Annotated in this window: 17 protein-coding genes and 1 pseudogene; 14 read left to right on the forward strand and 4 right to left on the reverse strand. The window is 73.4% G+C overall.

Annotated elements, in window-relative coordinates; genetic code table 11:
* Positions 1-284: 284 nt before the first annotated feature.
* Together ACSUPR_RS08610 and holA are read left to right on the forward strand one after the other, a co-directional pair.
* Positions 285-2,585: pseudogene (locus ACSUPR_RS08610) on the forward strand (ComEC/Rec2 family competence protein); the annotation flags it as partial.
* Between the two features lie 49 nt (positions 2,586-2,634).
* The gene (holA, locus tag ACSUPR_RS08615; RefSeq protein ID WP_436890616.1) at positions 2,635-3,591 is read left to right on the forward strand and encodes a DNA polymerase III subunit delta; all 957 of its coding nucleotides are present in this window, start codon (positions 2,635-2,637) and stop codon (positions 3,589-3,591) included.
* Positions 3,592-4,011: 420 nt separating this feature from the next.
* Here holA and ACSUPR_RS08620 read toward each other — a convergent pair whose 3' ends face one another.
* A complete protein-coding gene (locus tag ACSUPR_RS08620) occupies positions 4,012-5,220 on the reverse strand; it encodes an amidohydrolase family protein (protein WP_436890617.1) in 1,209 nt (402 codons plus the stop codon).
* Positions 5,221-5,646: 426 nt separating this feature from the next.
* A complete protein-coding gene (hflX, locus tag ACSUPR_RS08625) occupies positions 5,647-7,182 on the reverse strand; it encodes a GTPase HflX (RefSeq protein WP_436890618.1) in 1,536 nt (511 codons plus the stop codon).
* A gap of 336 nt (positions 7,183-7,518) precedes the next feature.
* Between hflX and aceB the strand changes: the two genes are divergently transcribed.
* From aceB to ACSUPR_RS08645, 4 genes are all read left to right on the forward strand, one after another.
* Positions 7,519-9,123, forward strand: a complete 1,605-nt coding sequence (aceB, locus tag ACSUPR_RS08630) for a malate synthase A (RefSeq protein WP_436890619.1) — start codon at positions 7,519-7,521, stop codon at positions 9,121-9,123.
* 204 nt (positions 9,124-9,327) lie between these two features.
* Entirely contained in the window at positions 9,328-10,812 is a 1,485-nt protein-coding gene (locus tag ACSUPR_RS08635; RefSeq protein WP_436890620.1) for an FAD-linked oxidase C-terminal domain-containing protein, read from the forward strand.
* A gap of 14 nt (positions 10,813-10,826) precedes the next feature.
* Positions 10,827-12,077: an FAD-binding oxidoreductase gene (locus ACSUPR_RS08640; RefSeq protein ID WP_436890621.1), complete on the forward strand. Its 1,251-nt coding sequence runs from the start codon at positions 10,827-10,829 to the stop codon at positions 12,075-12,077.
* Positions 12,074-13,387 (forward strand): (Fe-S)-binding protein, encoded by a 1,314-nt coding sequence (locus tag ACSUPR_RS08645; RefSeq protein WP_436890622.1) that lies wholly within the window; start codon positions 12,074-12,076, stop codon positions 13,385-13,387. The genes ACSUPR_RS08640 and ACSUPR_RS08645 overlap by 4 nt, the downstream gene beginning before the upstream one ends.
* A 6-nt stretch (positions 13,388-13,393) precedes the next feature.
* On the opposite strand, the gene dapF is transcribed toward ACSUPR_RS08645, so the two are convergent.
* The gene (gene dapF, locus ACSUPR_RS08650) at positions 13,394-14,209 is read right to left on the reverse strand and encodes a diaminopimelate epimerase (RefSeq protein WP_436890623.1); all 816 of its coding nucleotides are present in this window, start codon (positions 14,207-14,209) and stop codon (positions 13,394-13,396) included.
* A 60-nt stretch (positions 14,210-14,269) separates the two neighbouring features.
* On the opposite strand from dapF, the gene miaA reads away from it, so the two are divergent.
* The 3 genes from miaA (at position 14,270) to ACSUPR_RS08665 (ending at position 17,513) form a co-directional block, all read left to right on the forward strand.
* Positions 14,270-15,259 carry a tRNA (adenosine(37)-N6)-dimethylallyltransferase MiaA gene (gene miaA, locus ACSUPR_RS08655; protein ID WP_436890624.1) on the forward strand — a complete coding sequence of 330 codons (990 nt, stop codon included), beginning with the start codon at positions 14,270-14,272 and terminating at the stop codon, positions 15,257-15,259.
* A gap of 252 nt (positions 15,260-15,511) precedes the next feature.
* Positions 15,512-16,249, forward strand: a complete 738-nt coding sequence (locus ACSUPR_RS08660) for a TetR/AcrR family transcriptional regulator (protein WP_436890625.1) — start codon at positions 15,512-15,514, stop codon at positions 16,247-16,249.
* Between the two features lie 16 nt (positions 16,250-16,265).
* Complete coding sequence (locus ACSUPR_RS08665) at positions 16,266-17,513, forward strand: cytochrome P450 family protein (RefSeq protein WP_436890626.1); 1,248 nt, start codon at positions 16,266-16,268, stop codon at positions 17,511-17,513.
* 252 nt (positions 17,514-17,765) lie between these two features.
* On the opposite strand, the gene miaB is transcribed toward ACSUPR_RS08665, so the two are convergent.
* Complete coding sequence (gene miaB / locus ACSUPR_RS08670; RefSeq protein WP_436891929.1) at positions 17,766-19,208, reverse strand: tRNA (N6-isopentenyl adenosine(37)-C2)-methylthiotransferase MiaB; 1,443 nt, start codon at positions 19,206-19,208, stop codon at positions 17,766-17,768.
* Between the two features lie 370 nt (positions 19,209-19,578).
* On the opposite strand from miaB, the gene ACSUPR_RS08675 reads away from it, so the two are divergent.
* From ACSUPR_RS08675 to ACSUPR_RS08695, 5 genes are all read left to right on the forward strand, one after another.
* Positions 19,579-20,322, forward strand: a complete 744-nt coding sequence (locus ACSUPR_RS08675; protein ID WP_436890627.1) for an amino acid ABC transporter ATP-binding protein — start codon at positions 19,579-19,581, stop codon at positions 20,320-20,322.
* A 64-nt stretch (positions 20,323-20,386) separates the two neighbouring features.
* The gene (locus ACSUPR_RS08680) at positions 20,387-21,253 is read left to right on the forward strand and encodes a glutamate ABC transporter substrate-binding protein (protein ID WP_436890628.1); all 867 of its coding nucleotides are present in this window, start codon (positions 20,387-20,389) and stop codon (positions 21,251-21,253) included.
* A gap of 79 nt (positions 21,254-21,332) precedes the next feature.
* The gene (locus tag ACSUPR_RS08685; RefSeq protein ID WP_436890629.1) at positions 21,333-22,007 is read left to right on the forward strand and encodes an amino acid ABC transporter permease; all 675 of its coding nucleotides are present in this window, start codon (positions 21,333-21,335) and stop codon (positions 22,005-22,007) included.
* Positions 22,004-23,014 (forward strand): amino acid ABC transporter permease, encoded by a 1,011-nt coding sequence (locus ACSUPR_RS08690; RefSeq protein WP_436890630.1) that lies wholly within the window; start codon positions 22,004-22,006, stop codon positions 23,012-23,014. The genes ACSUPR_RS08685 and ACSUPR_RS08690 overlap by 4 nt, the downstream gene beginning before the upstream one ends.
* Positions 23,015-23,215: 201 nt before the next feature.
* Positions 23,216-25,324 carry a S9 family peptidase gene (locus ACSUPR_RS08695; protein ID WP_436890631.1) on the forward strand — a complete coding sequence of 703 codons (2,109 nt, stop codon included), beginning with the start codon at positions 23,216-23,218 and terminating at the stop codon, positions 25,322-25,324.
* Positions 25,325-25,511: the final 187 nt, after the last annotated feature.

Consider the following 25,511-nt stretch of genomic DNA (forward strand, 5'->3'; position numbering starts at 1 on the left):
CGGCGGGCTCAGCGGTGACTACGGCACGGCTCGGCACGGGAACGGCACCGCGCCGCATGGAACGGCCTGGAACGGCGGGCTCAGCGGTGACTACGGCACGGCTCGGCACAGAACGGCACGGCACGGGAACGGCGCGGTGCCGTGCGGGAACAGCGGACACCGGAGCAGCGGACAGCGCCGGGACGGCACCGGGCGGGGCGGAGGCGGCACGGCCAGGGGGCGGTGGGGCCCGGTCCGGGGACGGCCGGCACGAAGCGCGGGCCCGGTGGGAGGAGGTGGCGGGTGTGGTGGTGTGGCTGGGGGCGGACGGGTACGGGGTGGGCCGGCCGATGGACCTGCGGTCGGTGGTGCCGGCCGGGGCCGCGTGGGCGGCCGCTCTGGCCGCACCGCTGCTGCCGCCGTGGGCGGCGTGGCTGTTGGGCGGCGCCGCCTTGTGTACGGCGGTGCTGGTGTTCCTGCTGACCAGGGCGCCGGCGGAGGCGCTGGCGCTGACCACCGCCGCGGCCCTGGCCTGCGCCGGGACCGTCTCCGTGGTCGCCGGAGTCCAGGTGCACCGGGTTGCGGTCGGCGCCGCCCGGGTCGCGGCGGAGGCGGGCGGCGAGGTGGAGTTCACCGCGGAGGTCACCGGCGATCCGCGGGCCCGCTCCGGGACGCCGCGCCGGGACCGGGCGGAGTGGGTGGTCCGGGCCCGCGTCACCCGCGTGGAGGGGCGCGCCGCAGCGGACCCCGTGGTGCTGCTCGCCTCGGGCGAGGAGTGGCCCCGGCTGCTGCCGGGCCAGTCCCTCACCGCCCGGGGCGTGTTCGCGGCGGCCGAGGACGACCCCTTCCTGGGCGCCCTGGTGCTGGTGCGCGGCCCGCCGCGCGAGGTGGCGCCGCCCGACCGCCGGCAGGCGTTCGCCGGTGAGGTACGGGCCGGGCTGCGCGGGGCCGCCGCCGGGCTGCCCGAGCCGGAGAGCGGTCTGCTCCCCGCCCTGATCGTCGGTGACACCTCCGGCGTGGACGAGCAGGTGGCGGACGACTTCCGGGCGACCGGGATGACGCACCTGCTCACCGTCTCCGGGGCGAACCTGGCCGTCCTGACCGGCGTGGTGGTGGCGCTGGGCCGTCTGGTGCGCGCTCCGCCGTGGTGGACGGTGGCGGGCGGAGCCGCGATGATCTGGCTGTTCGTCCTGGTCTGCCGCCCCGAGCCCAGCGTGGTACGGGCCGCGTTCATGGGCTCCCTGGCCCTGCTGGCGCTGGCCACGGGGCGCGCCCACATGGCACTGGGGGCGTTGGGCGTGACCGTGGTCGGGGTGCTGTTCGTCTCCCCCGCCCTGGCGTCCTCCTACGGTTTCGCGCTGTCGGTGCTGGCCACCGCGGGCATCGTGCTGCTGGTACCGCGCTGGACGAGGGAGTGGTCGGCGTCGATGCCCGGGGTCGTGGCCGAGGCCCTGGCCGTGGCGGTGGCCGCGCACGTGGCGGTCGCGCCGGTGGTGGTCACCCTGTCGGGGGAGGTGTCCTGGGTGGCGGTCCCCGCCAACGTGCTGGCCGCGCCGGTGGTCGCGGCGGTGACGGTGCTCGGCTCGCTGGTGGCCGCGCTGGCGATGGTGGCGCCCGGGGCCGCGGCCGCGCTGGCCGTGGTGCCCGGGTGGGGCGTTGCGTGGATCGCGGCGGTCGCGCGGGCGGGCGCCCGTGTCCCGTACGGGGCGCTGCCCTGGCGGTCCGACATCGCGGGCGCGCTGCTGCTGGCCGGCCTGGTGGTGGTGCTGGTGGTGTCCCGGGGGCGGGTGAGGCGGGTGCTGGCCGCCGGGCTGGTCGCGGTGCTGGTATTGGCCGCGGCGGCCCGCTGCCTGCCCGGCGGCTGGCCGCCGCGGGGCTGGGCGGTGGCGGCCTGCGACGTGGGCCAGGGTGCCGCGTTCGTACTGTCGGTGGCCCCCGGCTCGGCGGTGGTCGCCGACGCGGGCCAGGACCCGCGGGCGGTCGACGGCTGCCTGGAGCGCCTGGGGGTGCGCGAGGTGCCGCTGCTGGTACTGAGCCACGACCACGCCGACCACGTGGACGGCGTTCCGGGGGTGTTGCGGCACCGGCACGTGGACCGGGCGCTGGCGCCGCCGGGGTTCGGCGACACCCCGGTCGGCGGGCTGCTCGCCGGAGCCGGTGTGGGGCTGCTGACCGCCGAACGCGGCGACCGGCTGCGGGTCGGCGCCTGGACGCTGCGGGTGCTGTGGCCGCCGCCCGGGTACCGCGGCTCGGTCAACGACGGCTCCGTGGTGGTGCGCGCCGACGCCCCGGACCTGTCGGTGCTGCTGCCGGGCGACGTCGAGGAGGAGGCGCAGCGCGGCATGCTCGGGGAGCCGCTGGCGGTGGCGGTGCTGGCGGTCCCCCACCACGGGTCGGCCGCGCAGGTGCCGGAGTTCCTGGAGGCGACGGGGGCGCGGATCGCGCTGACCTCGGTGGGCGCCGACAACCCGTACGGGCACCCGGCGCCGCTCACGCAGAGCGTGCTGCGCCGGATGGGCGCCCTGGACCTGCGCACCGACCTGTCGGGCGACATCGCGGTGGTGGGCACCGGCGAGGGGCCGCTAGCGCTGGTCCGGGGGCCGGACCGGTCGCTCCGGCGCGCGGGAGGTCGGTGGGGCGTGGCATCCTCGTGGTATGCCTGCACCCGCCCCGATCACGATCATCGTCGGCGACGAGGAGCTCCTCGTCGACCGGGCCGTCGCCTCCATCGTGGCCGCCGTCCGCGCCCAGGACCCGGAGGTGGACGTCCACGACCTGGTCCCCGCCCAGGTGGGCCCGCACACCCTGGTGGAGGTCACCTCCCCGTCGCTGTTCGGCGACCGCCGGGTGGTCGTGCTGCGCTCCTCCCAGGACCTGGTCAAGGAGCTGGCCGAGACGGTGACGGCCTACCTCAAGGACCCGGCCGACGACGTCACCCTCGTCCTGACGCACGCGGGCGGCAACAAGGGCAAGGCCCTGCTGCAGGCGGCGGTGAAGGCCGGGGCGGCCCGGGTGGACTGCAAGGGCCCGACCAAGGGCCCCGAGCGCGTCGCGTTCGTCAAGGCCGAGTTCGCGGCGGCGGGACGGCAGATCGCCCCGGACGCGGCCCAGGCGCTGCTGGACGCGGTCGGCAGCGAGCTGCGCGAGATCGCGGCGGCCTGCACCCAGCTGATCGCCGACACGGAAGGGCGCGTGGACGCGGCCGCGGTGGCCCGGTACCACTCGGGCCGGGCGGAGGCGTCCGGGTTCACCGTCGCGGACCGCGCCGTGGAGGGCCGCCTGCCCGAGGCCCTGGAGCAGCTGCGCTGGTCGCTGGCGGTGGGCACCGCCCCGGTGCTCATCAACAGCGCGCTGGCGGGCGCGGTGCGCGGCATCGCGGTGGTGGCGGGGCCCGGCGGCTCGGACGCGGACCTGGCCAAGAGCGCCAAGGTGCCGCCGTGGAAGCTGCGCACCCTGCGCCAGCAGGCGCGCGGCTGGTCCCCCGCGGGGATCGGCCGGGCGATGGCGGTGGTCGCCGAGACCGACGCGCTGATCAAGGGCGCGGGCCGCGACCCGGAGTACGCGCTGGAGCGCGCCGTCATCGAGATCGCCCGGGCCCGCGGCCACCGCTAGCCCGCCCCCTCCCGGGGCTCCACGGCGCTGTGGCCGCCCGCCGCCCTCCCGCCACCGACCACCGCACTCGCGTCGCCCCCCGTCACCACCCTCAGCGGACGGCCTACGACGGCAGCGCCACCCACCTGCGGACGGGGGCCGGTCGCGGTGCCCCGCTTCGGTGGCCCGTGGCCGCCTCCGGCCCGCGGCCCCGCCGGTCGGCGGGGCGCCGAACCGTGCGGGAGCGACCACCGGACGCGCCTAGGGTCTGTTTTTTGAGTGCCGTCCTGTTCCGCGGGGGGTGTGTGAGGCGCCGGCGGGGTTCTGCAGGCCCGGAGGGGATGTCCGGGGAACGAGGACGTTCCCGTAGGGCCGAAGGCTCCCGCCCTCCAAAGGCGCCGAACGCGGACCGAAGCGGAGCGGAGGTTCAAAAAACACAGCCTAGTGGATGGTGCGGCCGCCCTGCCAGACGTGGAGGGCCTTGAGGCCCATCGACCAGGCGAACGCGCCCTCGTGGTCGGCGTCCCACTGGACCAGGTCCGCGAGGTTGCCGGGGGCGAGCATGCCGCGGTCGGCCAGCCCCAGGGCCCGAGCACCGCCGACGGTGGCGGCGTGCAGCGCCTCCTGCACGGTCATCTGGAACATGGCGATGGCCAGGGAGATGATGAGCGGCATCGACGTGGCGCCGCTCTGCCCGGGGTTGTGGTCGGTGCCCAGGCCGACGGGAACGCCGTGGTCGAGCAGGGACCGCACCGGCGGGTGGCGGCGTTCGTGCATCGACGTGGTGGGGCAGGCGACCACGGGGGTGCGGGTGGCGGCCAGCGCGAGGATGTCCTCGTCGTCGGTCTCGTGCAGCAGGTCCACCGAGTTGCAGCCGAGTTCGGCGGCCATGCGGACGGCCCCGTGGCGGGGCCGCGAGCAGGCGTGCAGGGTGGTGCGCAGCCCGACGGACTGGCCCACGGACAGGAGCATCCGGGCGTCCTCGGTGGTGAACTGCCGGTTGTCGCAGTAGACGTCCACCCCGTCGGCACCGACCTGGGCGGCGTCGGCGAGCCAGGAGGCGGCGGCGGTGACGTACTCGCCGGGGCGGCCGAAGAACTCGGGCGGCACCCCGTGGGCGGGGAAGAACGTGATGTGCAGGCGCGGCATGCCGGGCTCCTCCTCCAGGGAGCGCAGCAGGCGCACGTCGGCGAGCTCGCCGTCGCGGGTCAGGTGGTAGCCGGTCTTGGCCTCGACGGTGGTGGTCCCGGTGATGACCCAGTGCCGCAGCCGTTCCCGCACGGCGTTGCACAGCGTCCAGGGATCGGTGCCGCGGGTGATGGTGACGGTGGTGGACACACCGCCCCCGGCGGCGAAGATGTCCCCCTGGGAGGCGCCCTTGGCCCACATGCTGACCTCGGCGTAGCGGTCGCCCGCGTAGACGGGGTGGCAGTGGGCGTCGACGAGGCCGGGGGTGATGAGCCCGCCGCCGATGTTGATGATGTCGTCGACGTCGGTGAGGTCCTCGTAGACCCCGGGGAGCCGCTGGGGCAGCTCTGCGGCGGGGCCGACCCAGGCCACCCGCTCGTCGTCGATCAGGAGTGCCGCCTTGGTCAGCATCTCGTTGCCGGTCCACAGCCGACCGATGTTGCTGAGGAGTACGACCGCCATGGTCAGCCGCCGGTCAGTTCCGCCGCGTGGACTGCAGGAAGGGGTCGTGCGGGGAACGGGCGGACATGGCGACCTCGTATCTGGAACGATCCGACAGGGCCGACGGGGGCGGCCGGGGGCACCGCCGCGCGGGCCGGGGCTCCGGCACGCCGGGCGCGCCGTGTCCGCCGGTCGGTGAGGCGGCGGCCGGTGCTCCAAAACCGTAGTCCATCCGCGGACTCCGTGTACACCTCTCCACAGGGACGAATGCGAGTGTTCCGCCGCAGAACCCGCGGGAGCGCGACGTGACGAAACCCGTGCCCGACGGCGGTGACCAGCGGACATCCGGGGGTCGCCGGGAGCGCCGGGGACCGCCCGAGAACGTGAGACCCCCGGCACGCCGACGGGCCCGGAGCGTCGGCGCTCCGGGCCCGCGCGGGGTGCGGGTCAGGCGGTGCTGAGGGCGAACTCCTCCAGCTTGCCCGCCAGGACTCCCGAGACGAAGGCGTGCATCTCGGTGCCCTCCGCGGTGTGCTCCTCGGTCAGGACGCGCCCCTCCTCGTGCATCTTGGCGACCAGGTCGCCGCGCGAGTAGGGCACCCGGACGCGCACCTCGTGCGCGAGCTCGGGCAGGGCCCCGGCCAGTGCGGTGACCAGGGCGGGAACGCCCTCCCCGGTCCGCGCGGAGACCTCGACCATGTCGGGGTAGCGGGTGCGCAGGGCCTTGAGCACGTCCTGGTCGGCCGCGTCGACCTTGTTGACCACGATCAGCTCCGGCACGTCGGTGGCGTCGATGTCGGCGAACACCTCGCGCACCGCGGCGATCTGGCTCTCCGGGTCGGGGTGCGAGCCGTCGACCACGTGCAGGACGAGGTCTGCGTCGGCCACCTCCTCCAGGGTGGACCGGAACGCCTCGACCAGCTGGTGCGGCAGGTGCCGGACGAACCCGACGGTGTCGCTGAGCGTGAACGCCCGGCCGTCGGGCGTGCGCGCCTGGCGGACGGTGGGGTCCAGGGTGGCGAACAGGGCGTTCTCCACCAGGACTCCGGCACCGGTCAGCCGGTTGAGCAGGCTGGACTTGCCGGCGTTGGTGTACCCGGCGATGGCCACCGAGGGCACGTGCCGGGTGCGCCGGACGTCGCGCTTGACGTCGCGGGCGATGCGCATGTGGGCGAGCTGCCTGCGCAGCTTGGCCATCTTGTCGTTGATGCGCCGCCGGTCGGTCTCGATCTTGGTCTCACCGGGACCGCGCAGGCCCACACCGCCGCCGGCGCCACCGCCGCCGGAGCCGCCGGCCTGCCGGGACAGGCTGTCGCCCCAGCCGCGCAGGCGCGGGAGCAGGTAGTTGAGCTGGGCCAGTTCGACCTGGGCCTTGCCCTCGCTGCTGCGCGCGTGCTGGGCGAAGATGTCCAGGATGAGCGCGGTGCGGTCGACGACCTTGACCTTGACGACGTCCTCCAGCTGGCGCAGCTGGCCGGGGGTGAGCTCACCGTCGCAGATGACGGTGTCGGCCCCGGTGGCCTCGACGATGTCGCGCAGCTCGGCGGCCTTGCCCTTGCCCACGTAGGTGGCGGGGTCGGGCTTGGAGCGGCGCTGGGTGAGGCCCTCCAGGACCATGGCCCCGGCGGTCTCGGACAGGGCCGCCAGCTCGACGAGCGAGTTGTCGGCGTCGGCCTGGGTGCCGCTGGTCCACACGCCGATCAGGACGACGCGCTCCAGCCGCAGCGACCGGTACTCGACCTCGGTGATGTCGGTGAGTTCGGTGGACAGCCCCTGGACGCGGCGCAGTGCGTGCCGGTCGGCGAGTTCCATCTCGCCCTGGTCGGGGGCGTCCCCGTACGGGTGACGGTCGCCGCCGGTGTCGCGGCGGGACCCCTCACCGGTGTCGGTCCCGTCCTCGGTGGCGAACGTGTCGTGGAGCCTCTCCTCGTCGGCGGCCTCGAAGGCCTCGCGGGCGCTTCCACGGGTTTCAGCAGTACTCATATCCCTCCAGGTGGGTCAACGCGGTCACCGGGGTGATTCTTCCCGGTCCTCGCCGTGCGGACCGCCCCGTCGATGGTGACACGCGCTTCCCGTCGGGGCACTTGAATTATCGCAGGCCACGTGGCGGAAGACACCCCGCCGACGGGGCGGTTCCGAACTCCCGCATCTCAGCGGGAGAACAAGAACCACGGAAGTTATCGGAAAAATTTCAACAAGCTTCACATTTTGTGAAAATACGCCGACATGCGCAGCGGGGGCGGCGTTGACCTCGCCTCCCCCGCAACGATAGCGTTTTCCACATCCCAGAAGCTTGTTTCGTATTGCGGAAGGTTTGCCATGGGCGCCACCCACGGGGTCGAAATCACCGGCCCTCTCCATGACCGGTTCGACGAGATCCTCACCGACGAGGCTCTCGCCCTCGTCGCCGAGCTGCACCGCGCCTTCGAGGATCGCCGCCAGGAGCTCCTGGCGGCGCGCAGGGTGCGCGAGGAGCAGGTCGCCTCCGGCGTCGACCTCGACTTCCTCCCCGAGACGAAGCACATCCGCGAGGACGACTCCTGGCAGGTCGCCCCGCCCGCTCCCGGCATCACCGACCGGCGCGTCGAGATCACCGGCCCGACCGAGCGCAAGATGACGATCAACGCGCTCAACTCCGGCGCCAAGGTGTGGCTGGCCGACTTCGAGGACGCCAACACCCCGCTGTGGGAGAACATGATCCAGGGGCAGCTCAACCTGCGCGACGCCCTGGACCGCACCATCGACTTCACGTCCCCGCAGGGCAAGACCTACGCCCTGAAGGCCGACGAGGAACTGGCGACCATCGTGGTCCGCCCGCGCGGCTGGCACCTGGACGAGAAGCACATCCTGGTCGACGGCCGACGCGCCGGCGGCGGCATCGTCGACTTCGCCCTCTACTTCTTCCACTGCGCCCGGCGCCAGCTGGACAAGGGCAAGGGCCCGTACTTCTACCTGCCGAAGATGCAGAGCCACCTGGAGGCCCGCCTCTGGAACGACATCTTCGTCCTGGCCCAGGAGCGCCTCGGCATCCCGCGCGGCACCATCCGCGCCACCTGCCTCATCGAGACCATCCCGGCCGCGTTCGAGATGGAGGAGATCCTCTACGAGCTGCGCGAGCACTCCGCGGGCCTGAACGCGGGCCGCTGGGACTACCTGTTCAGCATCATCAAGACCCACCGCACCCGCGGCCGCGGGTTCCTGCTGCCCGAGCGCAACGCCGTCACCATGACCGCCCCGATGATGCGCGCCTACACCGAACTGCTGGTCAAGACCTGCCACCGGCGCGGCGCCCACGCCATCGGCGGCATGGCCGCGTTCATCCCGTCCCGCAAGGACGAGGAGGTCAACAAGGTCGCCTTCGCCAAGGTCCGCGACGACAAGTCCCGCGAGTCCGGCGACGGCTTCGACGGCTCCTGGGTCGCCCACCCCGACCTGGTGCCGATCGCCATGGAGATCTTCGACGGCGTCCTGGGCGAGAAGCCCAACCAGATCGACAAGCAGCGCCCCGAGGTCGAGGTGACCGCGGCCGACCTGCTGGCCGTCGACCGGACGCCGGGCGGCGTCACCCAGGCCGGCCTGCGCGGCAACATCAACGTCGCCCTGCAGTACCTGGCGGCCTGGATGGGCGGCAACGGCGCGGTGGCGATCCACAACCTCATGGAGGACGCCGCCACCGCCGAGATCTCCCGCTCCCAGATCTGGCAGTGGCTGCACAACGGCGTCACCCTCGACGACGGGCCCGAGGTGACCGCCGAGCTCGTCACGCGGATCATCGACGAGGAGCTGGCGACCATCCGCGAGTCCCTGGGCGCGGCGTTCGACGAGGGCCTGTACAAGCAGGCCAAGGAGCTGTTCTCCGAGGTCGCGCTGGCCGACGAGTACGTCGACTTCCTGACCCTGCCCGCCTACGAGCGCATGCCGTAGCGGCACGGGGCCGCACCGCGGTCCCCGGGGCGGTGGTCCATCCGGATCGCCGCCCCTTTTCCATTGCCGCGAGGACATTCCGCCCATCGAAAAAGAAATTCCGCACGCCCTCTTGTGTCGCGGACCACACCGCCGTACCTTTCCACAACGGGCTGTCCACTCAGAGGTCTGACCGCATCCACGACGGCAGCCCGGGAGGTGCCCGTGCCCGAGACCGCCCATCCCATCCCGGCAGCCGTGGCCGCACTCGTCCCCCGCCTGCGGGAGATCTGCGGCGAGGACGGCGTGCTGACCGACGCCTCCAGGCGCCGCGTCTACGACAGCGACGGCATCACCCACCACCGCGAGGTCCCCGGCGTGGTGGTGCTGCCCACCACCGCCGAGCAGGTCGCCGCCGTGGTGGGGCTGTGCGCCGGGAAGGGGGTGCCCTTCGTCCCCCGGGGCGCGGGCACCGGACTGTCCGGCGGTGCCCTCCCCCACCCCGAGGGCGTGCTGCTGGCCACCTCGCGCATGCGCCGGATCGTCGAGGTCGACCCCGACAACGAGTGCGCCGTGGTCGAGCCCGGGGTGACCAACCTCGACGTCAGCCGGGCCGCCGCGCCGCACGGCTACTACTACGCTCCCGACCCCTCCAGCCAGCAGGTGTGCTCGGTGGGCGGCAACGTCGCCGAGAACTCCGGCGGCGCCCACTGCCTCAAGTACGGGTTCACCGTCAACCACGTGCGCGGACTGGACGTGGTCACCCCCGACGGCGCCCTGGTGCGCCTGGGCGGCAAGGCCCCCGACGCTCCCGGCCACGACCTCATCGGCGCGTTCATCGGCTCCGAGGGGACCCTGGGCGTCGCCACCCGGATCACCGTGGGCCTGACGCGGCTGCCGGAGCGGACCGTCACCCTGCTGTCGGCGTTCACGTCCATGGACGCGGGCGGGCGCGCGGTGAGCGACATCATCGCCGCCGGGGTGCTGCCCTCGGCGATCGAGATGATGGACGCCCTGGCCATCGAGGCCGCCGAGGCGGCCGTGGCCTGCGACTACCCGGAAGGCGCCGCCGCGGTGCTCATCGTGGAGCTGGACGGCCCGGCCGTCGAGGTCGAGGCGCAGCTCGCCGAGGTGACCCGGCTGTGCGCGGCCGCCGGGTCGTTCGGGACCCGGGCCGCGGCCGACGCCGACGAGCGGGCCCGGATCTGGAGGGGCCGCAAGTCGGCGTTCGCCGCGGTGGGCCGGATCAGCCCCTCCTACATCGTCCAGGACGGGGTGGTGCCCCGCACCGCGCTGCCCGAGGTTCTGCGCCGCATCACCGAGCTGTCCCGGGAGAGCGGCATCCGGGTCGCCAACGTGTTCCACGCGGGGGACGGCAACCTGCACCCGCTGGTGCTGTTCGACGACGGCGAGCCCGGCGCGGGCGAGCGCGCCGAGGAGGTCTCGGGGGCCATCCTCGACCTGTGCGTGGAACACGGCGGGTCGATCACCGGCGAGCACGGGGTGGGCGTGGACAAGGCGTGCAAGATGCCGCGCATGTTCTCCCCCGACGACCTGGCGACCTTCGACCTGTTCCGGGGCGCCCTGGACCCGAAGGGGATCGCCAACCCGTACAAGCTGCTGCCCACCCCGCGCCTGTGCGGGGAGAGGCCGGGCGTGCGCACGGGTGTGCACCCGCTGGTGGAGTCGGGCAGGGCCGAGCAGTTCTGAGCGAAGGGACCGGTGTGGCGCGGAAGGGGATCGAGGGCGCCCGGGCGGGCGGGCCGGACGACGCCGTGTGCGGTGTCGTCCCGGTGCGCACCGCGCGCCCGCGGAACGCGGACGAGGCGGCGGAGCTGCTGGCGGAGGCGGCCCGGCGCGGGTGGACGGTGGCCGCCCGCGGCGGCGGCACCGCCCTGGACTGGGGCGGGCGGCCGCGAGCGCTGGAACTGTTGGTGGACACCGGTGCCCTGACCCGGATCGACCACGACGCGGGCGACCTGGTGGCGGAGGTCGGCGCGGGCACCCCGGTGGCCGAACTGGCGGAGGTGCTCGCCGCGGCGGGCCAGCGCCTGTCCGTGGACCCGGTCCGCGCCGGGGGGACCGTGGGCGGCCTGTTGGCCACCGGCCTGTCGGGGCCGCGGCGGCTGCTCACCGGCGCGCTTCGGGACCTGGTCATCGGCATGACCGTGGTGCGCCCCGACGGGGTGGTCGCGCGCAGCGGCGGCCGGGTGGTCAAGAACGTCGCCGGCTACGACCTCGCCAAGCTGCACGTCGGCGGGTACGGGAGCCTCGGTCTCATCGTCTCGGCCGCCTTCCGCCTGCACCCGCTGCCCCCGGCCCTTCGGCTGATCGAACTGCCGCTGCCCTCCCTGGCCCACGCCGAACGCCGACTCGCCCTGCTGCGGTCGAGCCACGCCGTGCCCGCCGCGGTGGAGCTCGACTGGCCCGTGGAGGGGCGGTCGCTCCTGCGCGTGGTACTGGAGGGCACCCCCGCGGGCGTCGACGCCCGCTCCGCCGAACTGGTCACCGCGCTGGCCCGGGGCCTGCCCGCCGAGGAGGTGACCGTGGGCGACGCCCTGCCGCCGGCGTGGGGGCTGCTGCCGACCGAGGGGACCCTGGTCCGGCTGTCCGTGCCCCCGGCGGCGGCGCCCGCGGCGGCCGCCCGGGCCGCCGAACTCGGCGGGGCCGTGGGCGCCGACGTGCGCACCACCGGGTCGGCACGGACGGGGGCGCTCGTCGTCGCCGTCCCGCCCGGCACCTCCGCGGACGCCGTCGCCGTGCTCCTGGAAGGGCTGCGCTCGCACGGCGGCTGGACGGCGACGGCCGTGCGGGCGGAGCCGCACCTGCACGAGGCGGGGGTCGACCTGTGGGGCGAGGTGCCCGGGCTGGCACTGATGCGCGCGGTCAAGGACGCCATGGACCCCGGACACCGCATGGCACCCGGGCGCTTCGTGACCGACGCCCCGCACACCCCCCGGGAGGAACGACCGTGACCGACCTGCCCGACCCCACCGCCGCCCGCCCCTTCGAGGAACTGCTGGGCGACTGCGTCCACTGCGGCTTCTGCCTGCCCACCTGCCCCACCCACGTGCTGTGGGGGCAGGAGATGGACTCCCCGCGCGGGCGCATCCACCTCATGGCGCAGACCCGCGACGACGTCCTGACCGAGGCCGCCGTCGGCCACTTCGACAACTGCCTGGGCTGCCTGGCCTGTGTGACCGCCTGCCCCTCCGGGGTGGCCTACGACGCCCTCATCGACCGCACCCGGGTCCGGGTGGAGGAGGAGCACCGGCGGCCGCTGCCCGAGCGGGCGCTGCGCGGAGCGGTGTTCGCGCTGTTCCCGCACCGGCGGCGGCTGCGCCTGCTGCGCGGCCCGCTCCGCGCCTACCAGGCGTCGGGGGCCTCCTCGCTGGTGCGCCGGTCCGGGCTGCTGGAGCGGATCTCCCCCGCGCTGGCCACCATGGAGCGCGTCGCCCCGCCGCTGTCGGCCCGCCCGGCCGACCTGCCCGAGACCGTCCCGGCGGTGGGCCGGGCGCGGGCCCGGGTGGGGATGCTGCTGGGGTGCGTGCAGGACGCGTTCTTCCCGGACGTGAACACGGCGACGGCGCGGATCCTGGCCCTGGAGGGCTGCGACGTCGTCGTCCCCCGCGACCAGGGCTGCTGCGGGGCGCTCTCGGGCCACGCCGGGCGGGGCGCCGAGGCGGCGGGGTTCCTCGAAGCGCTGATCGGCGCGTTCGAGCGCGCCGGCGTGGAGCGGATCGTGGTGAACTCGGCGGGCTGCGGCTCGGGGATGCGCCACGCCGAACGCGTGCTGTCCGAGGCCGGGGCCGACGACACCCTGGTCCGGCGGGGCCGGGCGTTCGCCGCCAGGGTCGTGGACCTCGCCGAGTTCCTGGTGGACCTGGGCCCGGTGGCCGAACGCCACCCGCTGCCGCTGCACGCCGCCTACCACGACGCCTGCCACCTGTCCCACGGCCAGGGCGTGACCCGCCAGCCCCGTGCCCTGTTGGCGGGCATCCCCGAGCTCACGCTGTCCGACCTGCCGAACAAGGAGATCTGCTGCGGTTCGGCGGGCGTCTACAACCTGTTCAACCCCGGACCCGCCCGGGAGCTGGGCGACCGCAAGGCCGCCGACGCCGCCTCGACCGGAGCCCGGCTGCTGGTGTCGGGCAACCCGGGCTGCTCCCTCCAGATCGCCTCCGCCCTGGAGCGGGCCGGGGCCCCCATGGCGGTGGCGCACACCGCCCGGGTCCTGGACGCGTCCCTGCGGGGACTGCCCGCGGAGAGCCTGCTGGGCGGCTGAGGCGGGTCAGAGCAGAGTGGTCTCGCCCTCGGCGACGATGGCGGCGGGCCCGCGCAGGCGGGCCCCGTCGGCGTCGAGGAACACGGTGCACTCGCCGCCCGGGACGCGCACCCGCCAGGTCGCGCCCTCCCCCGGCGGGGTGGCGGCCGCGGCGGTGGCGACGATGCCGGTGCCGCAGGAGCGGGTCTCGCCCGCACCGCGCTCGTACACGCGCATCTCCAGCACGCCCGGGCCGACCTCGTTGTACACCTCGACGTTGGCGCCGGCGGGGAACGCCTCGGCGTCCAGCACCGGCAGGGTCCGCAGGTCCACCTCGGCGACCGGCTCGGGGATCTCGCAGGCCAGGTGCGGGTTGCCCACGGAGATGCGGGCGCCGCGGACCGTGCGGTCGGCCAGCTCGGCCGAGGACGCGCCCAGCCGCTCCACGCGGCCCATGTCCACCGTGATGTCGCCGTTCGCCTCGACGGTGACCTCCTTGGCCCCGTCGCGGGTGCCGACCTCGAACCGGTCGGCCCCGACCAGTCCGGCGTGGCGCAGGTAGCGGGCGAACACCCGCACGCCGTTGCCGCACATCTCGGCGACGCTGCCGTCGGCGTTGCGGTAGTCCATGAACCACTCGGTGCGCTCGGCGGTCCGGGCGGAGGGGGCGAGCTCCTCGCCCAGGGCCCGGGTGCGCACCACGCGCAGGACGCCGTCGCCGCCGATCCCGGCACGCCGGTCGCACAGCAGGCGGACGTCCGCCTCCGTGAGGTCGAACTCCCCGTCGGGGTCGGGGAGGATCACGAAGTCGTTCTCGGTTCCGTGGCCCTTGGCGAATCGCATGCGCCAAGGGTAGTGCTTCCACGTGGTCCGAAGCGCCCGCGGGCCGCTTAGTCTGGGGAGATGATCAAGGTGATCGCGGTCGTGGGTCCGACCGCCGTGGGCAAGTCCGATCTGGCCGTGGAGATGGCCCTGCGCCTGGAGGAGCGCACCGGGCGCCGCGGCGAGGTGATCAACGCCGACTCCATGCAGCTGTACCGGGGGATGGACATCGGTACCGCCAAGCTCCCCCTGGAGGAGCGGCGGGGCGTGCCCCACCACCTGCTCGACATCTGGGACGTCACCGAGCCCGCGGACGTGGCCAGCTACCAGACGCTCGCGCGCGAACGGGTGGAGGACTGCGCCGACCGGGACGTCCTGCCGATCCTGGTGGGCGGCTCCGGCCTGTACGTGCGGGCGGTCCTGGACCACCTGGAGTTCCCCGGCACCGACCCGCTGGTGCGGGCCCGGCTGGAGGCGGAGCTGGCCGAGGTGGGCCCCGGGGTGCTGCACGCCCGGCTGGCCGAGGCCGACCCGGCGGCGGCGCGGGCGATCCTGCCCGGCAACGGGCGCCGGATCGTGCGGGCGCTGGAGGTCATCGAGCTGACCGGGCGGCCGTTCACGGCGACCCTGCCCGACCACTCGGCGTTCTATCCGTGCACGCAGATCGGGCTGGCCGCCCCGCGCCCGGAGCTGGACGCGCGCATCGGCCTGCGGGTGGACCGCATGTGGGAGCAGGGGCTGCTCGACGAGGTGCGCGGCCTGGACGCCCGGGGGCTGCGCAAGGGGCGCACCGCGTCCAAGGCCCTGGGGTACGCGCAGGCGCTGGCGCAGCTGGACGGGGAGCTGTCGGAGGAGGAGGCCCGGGCGGCGACCGCCCAGGCCACCCGCCGGTTCGCCCGCCGCCAGGAGTCGTGGTTCCGCCGCGACCCGCGGGTGCGCTGGCTGAACCACGACGCCCCGGACCTGGTGGAGCGCGCGCTGCACCAGGTGGACACCGCGCTGTCGGCGTCGCCCGAGGAACCCGGCGAGGCGCTGGTGGACATCGCGACGATGCTCCCGCGGAACCTGTAGGCGGCGGCCGCCAGGACTTTCAGGGGTGCGCCCGGGGGCGCACCCCTGCTCTCTTCCTCCTCCTCCCTCCCCCGGGGCTCCCCAGCCCCTCCCTCCGCACCGGGGGCTTGCCCGGGGGACGCCGACGGCGTAGTTTTGACCACGTGACCGGATATGAAATCCAGTCATACAGTCACGGATCGGGGGTGCGAGAACATGAGGGCACAGGCCGTCCCCGGCCTCCCGCGTTCCTTCGATCCCCAGGAGCACCAGTTGGCCACGACCGCAGGTTCCCTTCGAGACGCCGAGCGCGCCCGCCGGGCGGCGCGCATCCTTGACGCCGCGGGCGCGCTGCTCACCGAACTCGGGTACGGCAAGGTCACCGTCGAGGACGTCGCCCGCCGGGCGGGCATCGGCAAGGGAACGGTCTACCTGCACTTCCCCACCAAGGAGGTGCTGTTCGGCATGGTCGTGGTCCGGGCCCAGGTGCAGGTCGGCACCGGGCTCATCGAAGGCATGCGGGCCGACCCGGCGATGATCATGCCCGCCGCCGTCGCCCGGAGCCTGTACCTGGTCCAGGAGGACACACCCCTGGTCAACGCGATCTTCACCCGGGACGGCTCCGCCCTCGGCTCCGTCGTCGAGACCCTCGGGCGGACCCAGGGCGACCTGATCGGCCTGCGGGCCCGCGTGATGCAGGACTTCTTCGCCGCGCTGCGGTCCCACGGGCTGCTGCGCACCGACCGGACGGTCGAGGAGCAGAACTACATGTTCGTCTCGGCCGTCATGGGCGCCCTGACCTCGCCGCCGCTCCTGGCCCGGCAGTCCTACCCCGTCCCCGACGCCCGGACGCGGGCCGACATCCTCGCCGAGACCGTGCACCGGAGCCTGGAGCGGACCGCCGGCCCCTCCGTCCTGCGCGCCGCCCGGGCCGACGTCGTCCCCCTGTTCGAGAACCTGATGGGACGGGCCCGCTCCGTGCTGGAGGAGTACCTCCCACCCGTCGAGTGAACGCCCTGGAGGGCACATGAGCACCCAGCCCCTGTTCGACATCACCAGTCCGCCCGCCGACCTGGACCACGTCGCCCTGCTGGAGCGCGTCCGCGCCGCCGGGAAGGAGGCCCGCGCCACCCTGGGCGGGATGGAGGTGCGCCTGGTCGTGGACGACGCCGACGCCCGCACGGTCCTGAGCGACCGCAGGTTCGTGGTCAACGCCGAGAACCTGCCCGGGGAGCGCAACGCCCCGACCCGCGCGGAGATGCTGCGCGCCATGGGCCTGCGGCCCGAACTGATCGCCCACATCACCCAGGGCCTGCTCGACAAGGACGGGGTCGACCACGTCCGGCTGCGCAAGCTGGTCTCTCGCACCTTCACCGTGCGCCGGACCGAGGCGATGCGACCGCGTATCCGCGCCATCGCCGGGGAGCTGGTCGCCGCCCTGCCCGGCCACGCGGAGGGCGGCTCCGTGGACCTGCTCGACCACTTCGCCTACCCGCTGCCGATCGCCGTCATCTGCGACCTGCTCGGGGTCCCCGAAGAGGAGCGCGGGCCCTGGCGGGAGTGGGGGCACACCCTCACCTCGTTCTCCTTCTCCGGGCCGGAGCACATGAACACGACGGTCGGGGCCCTCGTGGACGCCTCCCGCGACCTCATCGCCCTGCACCGCGCCGAGGAGTACGACGACCTGCTCGGCGACCTGGTCCGGGTCCGCGACGAGGACGGCGACCGCCTCTCGGAGGAGGAGCTGATCACCATGGTCATCACCCTGGTGATCGCCGGACACGAGACGACCGCCAACCTGGTCGCCAACGGGATGCACGCCCTGCTCACCCACCCCGACCAGCTGGAACTCCTGCGCAGCGACCCGGACCTGATGCCGTCGGCGGTGCACGAGATGCTGCGCTGGTGCGGTCCGGTGTTCCAGACCCGCCCACGGTACGCCGTGGAGGACGTGGAGCTGTCCACCACGACCGTCCCGGCGGGCACCCCCGTGATCGCCATGGGCCCGGGCGCCAACCGGGACCCCGGGGCGCACCCCGAGCCGCACCGGTTCGACATCACCCGGCACCGGGGGGAGCCCGGCGAGGCCCACCTGGCCTTCGGGCACGGGCTGCACTACTGCCTGGGCGCCGCGCTGGCCCGGGCGGAGGGGCAGGAGGCGGTCTCCGCCCTGCTGGCGGCCTTCCCCGGCCTGGCCCTGGACCCGCAGCGCCCGCCGGCCCGCCAGCCCAACCTGGCGTTCGTCCGCTTCCAGGACCTCTACGTGCGCCTCTAGGCTGTGTTTTTTTGAACCTCCGCTCCGCTTCGGTCCGCGTTCGGCGCCCCCCGAAGGCGGGAACCCTCGGCCCCACGGGAACGTCCCCGTTCCCCGGACATCCCCTCCGGGCCCCCAGAACCCCGCCGGCGCCTCACACACCCCCCGCGGAACAGGACGGCACTCAAAAAAAACAGACCCCAGGCCGGGGCGGCGCCACGCCCCACGGCGACGGCCCCGGTGCGGGAGCGCCGGGGCCGTTCGCGTCGGGGGTCAGAGGTCGCAGCCGCCGACCGGGGCGGGCTGCTCGGCGGGTTCGCCGACGCGCGGCATGCCCAGCAGGACGCCGGGCCGCTTCTCCGGGACGGGCTCGCCGTTGCGGGCGGCCCAGGCGTCCCCGGAGCGGGTGCGGCGCAGGTCCCGCACCCCGGAGTCGGCCACCAGGTGGTGCGGCGCGGCGTAGGTGACCTCGACGGTCACCACGTCGCCGGGCCGGGGCTCCTCCGCGTCGCCGACGGCGAAGTGCACGAGGCGGTTGTCGCGGGCGCGGCCGGACAGGCGGCGGTGCTCGCCGTCCTTGCGGCCCTCGCCCTCGGCGACCAGCAGCTCGACCTCGGTGCCGACCAGCTTCTTGTTCTCCTCCCAGGAGATCTGCTCCTGGAGGTCGACCAGCCGCTGGTAGCGCTCCTTGACGACCTCCGGCGGCACCTGGTCGTCCATGGTGGCGGCGGGGGTGCCGGGGCGCTTGGAGTACTGGAACGTGAACGCGGCGGAGAAGCGTGCCTCGCGGACCACGTGCAGCGTCTCCTCGAAGTCCTCCTCGGTCTCGCCGGGGAAGCCCACGATGATGTCGGTGGTGATGGCGGCGTGCGGCATGGCCTCGCGCACCTTCTCCACGATGCCCAGGAAGCGCTCCTGGCGGTAGGAGCGGCGCATCGCCTTGAGGATGCGGCTGGACCCCGACTGCAGCGGCATGTGCAGCTGCGGCATCACGTTGGGGGTCTGCGCCATCGCCTCGATGACGTCGTCGGTGAAGTCGCGCGGGTGCGGGGAGGTGAAGCGGACCCGCTCCAGGCCCTCGATCCCGCCGCAGGCGCGCAGCAGCTTGGAGAACGCCTGCCGGTCGCCGAAACCGCTGCCGTAGGCGTTGACGTTCTGGCCGAGCAGGGTGATCTCGCTGACCCCCTCGGCGACCAGGGCCCGCACCTCGGCGAGGATGTCGCCGGGGCGGCGGTCCTGTTCCTTGCCGCGCAGGGCCGGAACGATGCAGAAGGTGCACGTGTTGTTGCAGCCCACCGAGATCGACACCCACGCCGCGTACGCCGACTCGCGGCGGCTGGGCAGGGTGGAGGGGAAGTGCTCCAGCGACTCGGCGATCTCGACCTGGGCCTCCCGCTGGACGCGGGCGCGCTCCAGCAGGGCCGGCAGGGAGCCGATGTTGTGGGTGCCGAACACGACGTCGACCCAGGGGGCGCGCCGGACGATCTCTCCCCGGTCCTTCTGCGCCAGGCAGCCGCCCACGGCGATCTGCATGCCCGGGTTGGCGTCCTTGACCGGGCGCAGGTGCCCGAGGTTGCCGTACAGGCGGTTGTCCGCGTTCTCCCGGACGGCACAGGTGTTGAAGACGACGATGTCGGCGGTGGTGTCCTCGGCCGCCCGAGCGTACCCAGCGTCCTCCAGCAGACCGGAGAGGCGCTCGGAGTCGTGGACGTTCATCTGGCAGCCGTAGGTCCGCACTTCGTAGGTACGACTCTGGCTCACCTCCCCAGGCTATCCGGTGCCACGGACCGCGGGACGCCGCCGCGGAGGGGGTCACTCTCAGCGTTCCGGGCCGGGGACCGGTTTAGGGACCACCAGGTTGCATATCGGACACATGAACTGGGAGAAAAGGTCGGTCACCTCACAAGCTGGCACCGGGTACCCCGGAACCGCTGGAAACGATTCCAGTACGGTGGGTGACCAAACGGGTACCTTTCCTCTGATCGCATAACGGTTTCATCGATCACGCAGTAACAAGTCGGCCACTCCGCTTGTGGGCCATGTTTTTCGTGGTGACACCACAGCACCGACCCACTAGGTTCCGACCATGACCTCAACTCCTCTCGTCGTGCTGGAGAACGTCAACAAGCACTTCGGCGACTTGCACGTGCTCCGCGACATCAATCTGACGGTCAACTCCGGCGAGGTGGTAGTCGTCATCGGGCCGTCGGGGTCCGGCAAGTCGACACTGTGCCGCACGATCAACCGCCTGGAGACGATCGACACCGGGGTGATCCGCCTCGATGACCAGCCGCTCCCGGCGGAGGGCCGCGCCCTGGCGCGCCTGCGCAGCGACGTCGGCATGGTCTTCCAGTCGTTCAACCTGTTCGCGCACAAGACCGTGTTGCAGAACGTGACGCTGGGGCCCATGAAGGTGCTGCGCCAGTCCAAGGCCGAGGCCGAGGCCCGCGGCATGGAACTGCTGGAGCGGGTGCGCATCGGCAACCAGGCCGCCAAGTACCCGGCCCAGCTCTCCGGCGGCCAGCAGCAGCGTGTGGCCATCGCCCGTGCCCTGGCGATGAACCCGAAGGTCATCCTCTTCGACGAGCCGACCTCCGCCCTGGACCCCGAAATGGTCCAGGAGGTCCTCGACGTCATGACCGACCTCGCGAGCGAGGGCATGACCATGGTCGTGGTCACCCACGAGATGGGGTTCGCCCGCCGCGCCGCCAACCGGGTCGTGTTCATGGCCGACGGCGAGATCGTGGAGGAGAACACACCGGACGAGTTCTTCACCAACCCGCAGTCGGAGCGGGCCCAGGACTTCCTCTCGAAGATCCTGACCCACTAGCAGTCCCCGCGGCCCCACAGGGGCCACGCGAACTTCGCAGCATCTCAAGGAAGAGGTATCCCCAATGCGAGTCCGTCGCATCAGCACCGCCCTGGGCAGCGCCGCGGCCCTGGCCCTCGCCCTGACCGCCTGTGGCACCGCCGAGGTCGGCGGAGAGGGCGGCGAAGGCGGAGGCGAGGGCAACGGCGGTGGCGAGACCATCACCATCGGCGTCAAGTACGACCAGCCGGGCCTGGGCCTGGACGAGGGCGGCACCCCCGTCGGCTTCGACGTGGACGTCGCCACCTACGTGGCCGGCGAGCTCGGCTACAGCCCGGACCAGATCGAGTGGACCGAGGCCGCCTCCGCCAACCGCGAGTCGTTCCTCCAGCAGGGCACCGTCGACATGATCTTCGCGACCTACTCGATCACCGACGAGCGCCGCCAGGTCGTGGACTTCGGCGGCCCGTACTACATCGCCCAGCAGGACATCCTCACCCAGGCCGACAACACCGACATCAACGGCCCCGAGGACCTCGCGGGCAAGACCCTGTGCTCGGCCTCCGGCTCCCGCTCGGCCAACAACATCGTGGACTCGGAGGAGGACGGCGGCCTGGGCGTCGACGCCCAGCTGCGAGAGGCCGGCAACTACTCCGAGTGCCTGGAGCTGCTCGGCAACGGCACCGTCGACGCGGTGACCACCGACAACACCATCCTCGCGGGCTTCGCCGCCCAGAACCCGGGCGAGTACCGGGTCGTCAACAACCCCTTCGGCGAGGAGAAGTACGGCGTCGGCCTGCCCGACGGCTCCACCGACCTCTGCGAGGACGTCAACGCCGCCATCACCAAGATGTGGGAGGAGGGCAAGGCCACCGAGTTCCTGGAGGCCGCCTTCGGTGAGACCGACTTCGCCTTCGAGGAGGCGCAGCCCGCGCTCGACCCCTGCGAGTAAGACCGTCATCTGACCCCGTCCGGGAGGTGGTGCCGGGTCGACCCGGCGCCACCTCCCGGCCCTTGACCGGCTGGGACCCATGGAAGCCTTTCTCAGCAATATCGACAGGGTCGTCGACGGTTTCTCATGGACCGTCCGGCTCACCCTCCTCAGTGCCCTGTTCTCCTTCATCCTGGGCATCCTGCTCACCGCGATGCGGGTCTCCCCCGTCCCGCTGCTGCGCGGTCTGTCCACCGCCTACGTCGAAGGCATCCGGAACACGCCACTGACCCTGGTGCTGCTGTTCTGCGGGCTGGGCCTCAACAGCGCCCTGAACCTGAGCTTCTCCGACACCGTCGCCCTGGACGTGTTCTGGTGGGCGGTCATCGGCCTGTCCGCCTACACGGCCTGCTTCGTGTCGGAGTCGCTGCGCTCGGGCATCAACACCATCCCGCTGGGACAGGTCGAGGCCGCACGGTCCCTGGGCCTGACCTTCACCCAGAACCTGCGCCTGATCGTCATCCCGCAGGCGCTGCGCACCGTCGTGGGCCCGCTGGGCAGCGTGCTCATCGCCCTCACCAAGAACACCACCGTCGCCTCCGTCGCGGGGCTGGGCGTCCAGGAGGCGTCCCGCCAGATGAAGCTCATGTTCGACCAGGGCATCGCGCCGGTCCTGCCGACCTTCGTCGGATTCGCGATCGGGTTCCTCATCCTGACCCTGCCGACGGGCTACTTCTTCGGCTGGCTGTCCAAGCGAGTGGCGGTGGTCCGATGAGCGCCCAGTCCGTCCTCTTCGACGCCCCGGGCCCCCGCGCCCGGCAGCGCAACGTCATCTACACGGTCCTCACCGTGGCCCTGGCCGCGGTCGGCCTGGCCGTGCTGTACCTGGGCTTCAACCGGACCCTGGCCGACCGCGAGGGGCCGCTGTTCTCGGCGGCCACGTGGGCGGTCAACCCGGACGGCCAGTGGGCGGCCGGGAAGTGGGAGCCGTTCCTGCGGCCCGAGACGTGGACCGGCTACGTCCTGCCCGGTCTGCAGAACACCCTGACGGCGGCGCTGACCGCCTCGGTGCTCGCCATCCTGTTCGGACTGGTCTTCGGGATCGGCCGGATGTCGGAGCGCTGGTGGATCCGCATCCCCTCCGGGGCCGTCGTGGAGTTCTTCCGCGGCATCCCGCTGCTGATGCTGATCTTCTTCACCATGGCGCTGCCCATCGTCGCCTGGCAGGTGTTCGACATCCCGACCGGCACCTTCCAGGTGACCGCGCTGGCCGCGGTCGTCACCGGCCTGACCCTGTACAACGGGTCGGTGCTGGCGGAGGTGTTCCGCGCGGGCATCCTCGCGGTGCCCAAGGGGCAGTCCGAGGCCGCCCAGGCCATCGGCATGACCCGGTCGCAGACGATGTGGCAGATCCTGATCCCGCAGGCGATCACGTCGATGATGCCCGCGATCGTCGCCCAGCTGGTGGTCCTGCTCAAGGACTCCGCGCTCGGCTACATCGTGGCCTTCCCGGAGCTGCTGCGCAGCTTCACGCTGCTGGCGACCCGGGAGAGCAACGTGATCCCGGCCGCGATCATCTGCGCGATCATCTACATCATCATCAACATCGCCCTGAGCCGGGTGGCGATCTGGCTGGAGCGGCGCAACGCCCGGCGCGGGCGCCCCTCCGCCAGGCCGACCGCCGCCGGGGGCGCCCCGGCCGCGGTCGACGCCACCGGCACGGCCGCCGGCGCCTCCGCGGTGGAGCCTCCCGACGGCGAGGGGCCGCGCAAGCAGCCCTAGACCGTTCCGACCGCACCGCCGCAGTGCCCGATCGACGGCCCCGTCCACCCCGTGGGCGGGGCCGTCGGCGTTCCCGCACCCGGAGCGGCGACGAACCCTTACAAGACGGACACGGGATGCGGCGGGACTGCACACGTGAGCCCGCGAGGACTAAGGTCGACATGTCATCCGATCCACCCCACGACCCATCCTGAGCGGGATATGTCTGAACTGTCGAGCCACGGCTCCTGGTCATCGCCCATCAGCGCCGCCGACGTCGCCCGGGGGGTGCGCGCCCTCGCCTTCCCCTCCGTGGTGGGCGACGAGGTGTGGTGGGAGGAGAGCCGACCGGAGGAAGGACGCCGGACCATCATGCGGCGCGGTGCGGACGGCACCGTGACCGAGCTGCTGGCCGCCCCGTGGAGCGTGGGCAGCCGCGTGCACGAGTACGGGGGCCGGGCCTACCGCCCCGTGCCCCGGCGGGACGACAAGGCCCTGGTGCGCATGGGCGTCGTCTTCGTCAACTCCCCCGACCAGCGCCTGTACCTGCTGGAACGCGGCGCCGCCGAGCCGGTGCCGCTCACCCCCGAGCCGGACGCGCCCGCCGCGCTGCGCTACGCCGAACCGGTCCTGGGACCCGACGGCCGCAGCGTCCTGTGCGTGCGCGAGCAGCACGCCGGGGGCACGGTGCGGCGGTCGATCGTTTCGGTGCCGCTGTCGGGCCGGGGCGCGGTCGATCCGGCGGCGGTGCGCGAGATCGTCTCGGGAGCGGACTTCTACGCCTCCCCCGCCCCCTCCCCCGACGGGACACGGCTGGCGTACGTGCGCTGGAACCACCCCAAGATGCCCTGGGACGGGACCGAGCTGCGGATGGGCCTGTTCGACGGCAACGGGCTGACCGGCGAGTACACGCTCAAGGGCTCCTCGGAGGAGTCGGTGGTCTCCCCGGTGTGGATCGACGACTCCTCCCTGTACGCGGCCTCCGACTGGCCCGGGTTCTGGAACCTCTACCAGGTGGGGCTCACCGGCCCGGCGATCGCCCTGTACCCGGCCGAGGAGGAGTTCCACGCCCCGCCCGGGCGGCTGGGCGACCGGTCGTTCTGCGTCCTGGACTCGGGCAGGGTCGTGGCACTGCACGGCGACGCCGACATGGTGCCGGGGGTGTACGACCCCGACACCCTGGACCTGTCCCCGGTGGACACCGACCTGACCTCGTGGTCGATGCTCGACACCGACGGGCGCACCGTGGTGGGGGTGGCGGCGTCGCCGACCGTCCCGCAGTCGCTGGTGCGGCTGGACCCGGAGACCGGGCGGGTGGAGGTGCTGCGCGGGTCGATGGAGTCGGTCCCCGACGCCGCCTACCTGCCGGTCCCCCGCAAGGCCGTCTTCCCGGGCCGCTACGGCGCCCCGGTCCACGCCAACGTCTACCCGCCGACCCACCCGGAGCACCCCTCCGTGGGCCCCGCGCCGTACGCGGTGTGGGTTCACGGCGGTCCGGTGTCGCACGCCACGACCGCGTTCGACCCGGTGAAGGCCTACTTCACCAGCCGGGGCATCGGCGTGGTGGACGTCAACTACGGCGGGTCCACCGGGTACGGGCGCTCCTACCGCAAGCGCCTGCACAAGGAGTGGGGCGTGGTGGACGTCGAGGACGTCACCGCGGTGGCCCGGGCCCTGGTGGAGCGGGGCGAGGCCGACCCGGAGCGGCTGGCGGTGCGCGGTCCGAGCGCGGGCGGGTACACCGCCCTGGTGGCGGTCACCGGGGACGTGTTCGCCTGCGGGGTGTCGTACTTCGGGGTGACCGACCTGCTGGGGCTGGTGCGGACCACCCACGACTTCGAGTCGCGGTTCCTGGACACGCTGGTGGGCCTGCTGCCGGGGTTCGTGGAGCGGTACCGGGAGCGGTCGCCGATCAACCGGACCGCGGAGATCGACGTGCCGGTGCTCCTGATCCAGGGCCTGGACGACCCGGTGGTGACGCCGGACCAGGCGTTCGCGATGGCGACGGCCCTGGGCGGGCGCAAGGTGCCGTACGCGCTGGTGGAGTTCGAGGGCGAGGCGCACGGGTTCACCGGGGAGAAGGCGCGCCGGGAGTCGCTGGAGGCCGAACTGGGGCTGTACGCCCGGGTGTTCGGGTTCGCGGCGGACGTGCCGCCGCTGGAGCTGGCCACCGAGCCGCCCGACCCGCGGCCGGAGCCCGCGCCGGAGGCCGGGGACGGGGCCGAGCCGCTCCGGACCCCGCCGGGAGGCGTGTCCGCCTCCGCGGTCCTGGACGACACCGACGCCGACGGGACCCCGGCCCCGGAGAGCGAGCCCGCTCCCGACCACTGAGCGATCGCTCCGGTCGGCCGGTCGGTCCGCCGACCCGCGGCCGGTCGCCGTCGGGGTCGCGCAGCGCCGGTTCGCGGCCCCACGGCGCCTCCTCGACGGGAACACCGGACTCGGCGGCGACCGCGACGATGTCCTTCGGCCGCAGGTGGACCAGGGCGTCCGGCCGGGCGTCCCCGGTGTGCTCGGA

The organism is Nocardiopsis dassonvillei (assembly GCF_964273065.1).
Lineage (GTDB): Bacteria > Actinomycetota > Actinomycetes > Streptosporangiales > Streptosporangiaceae > Nocardiopsis > Nocardiopsis dassonvillei_B.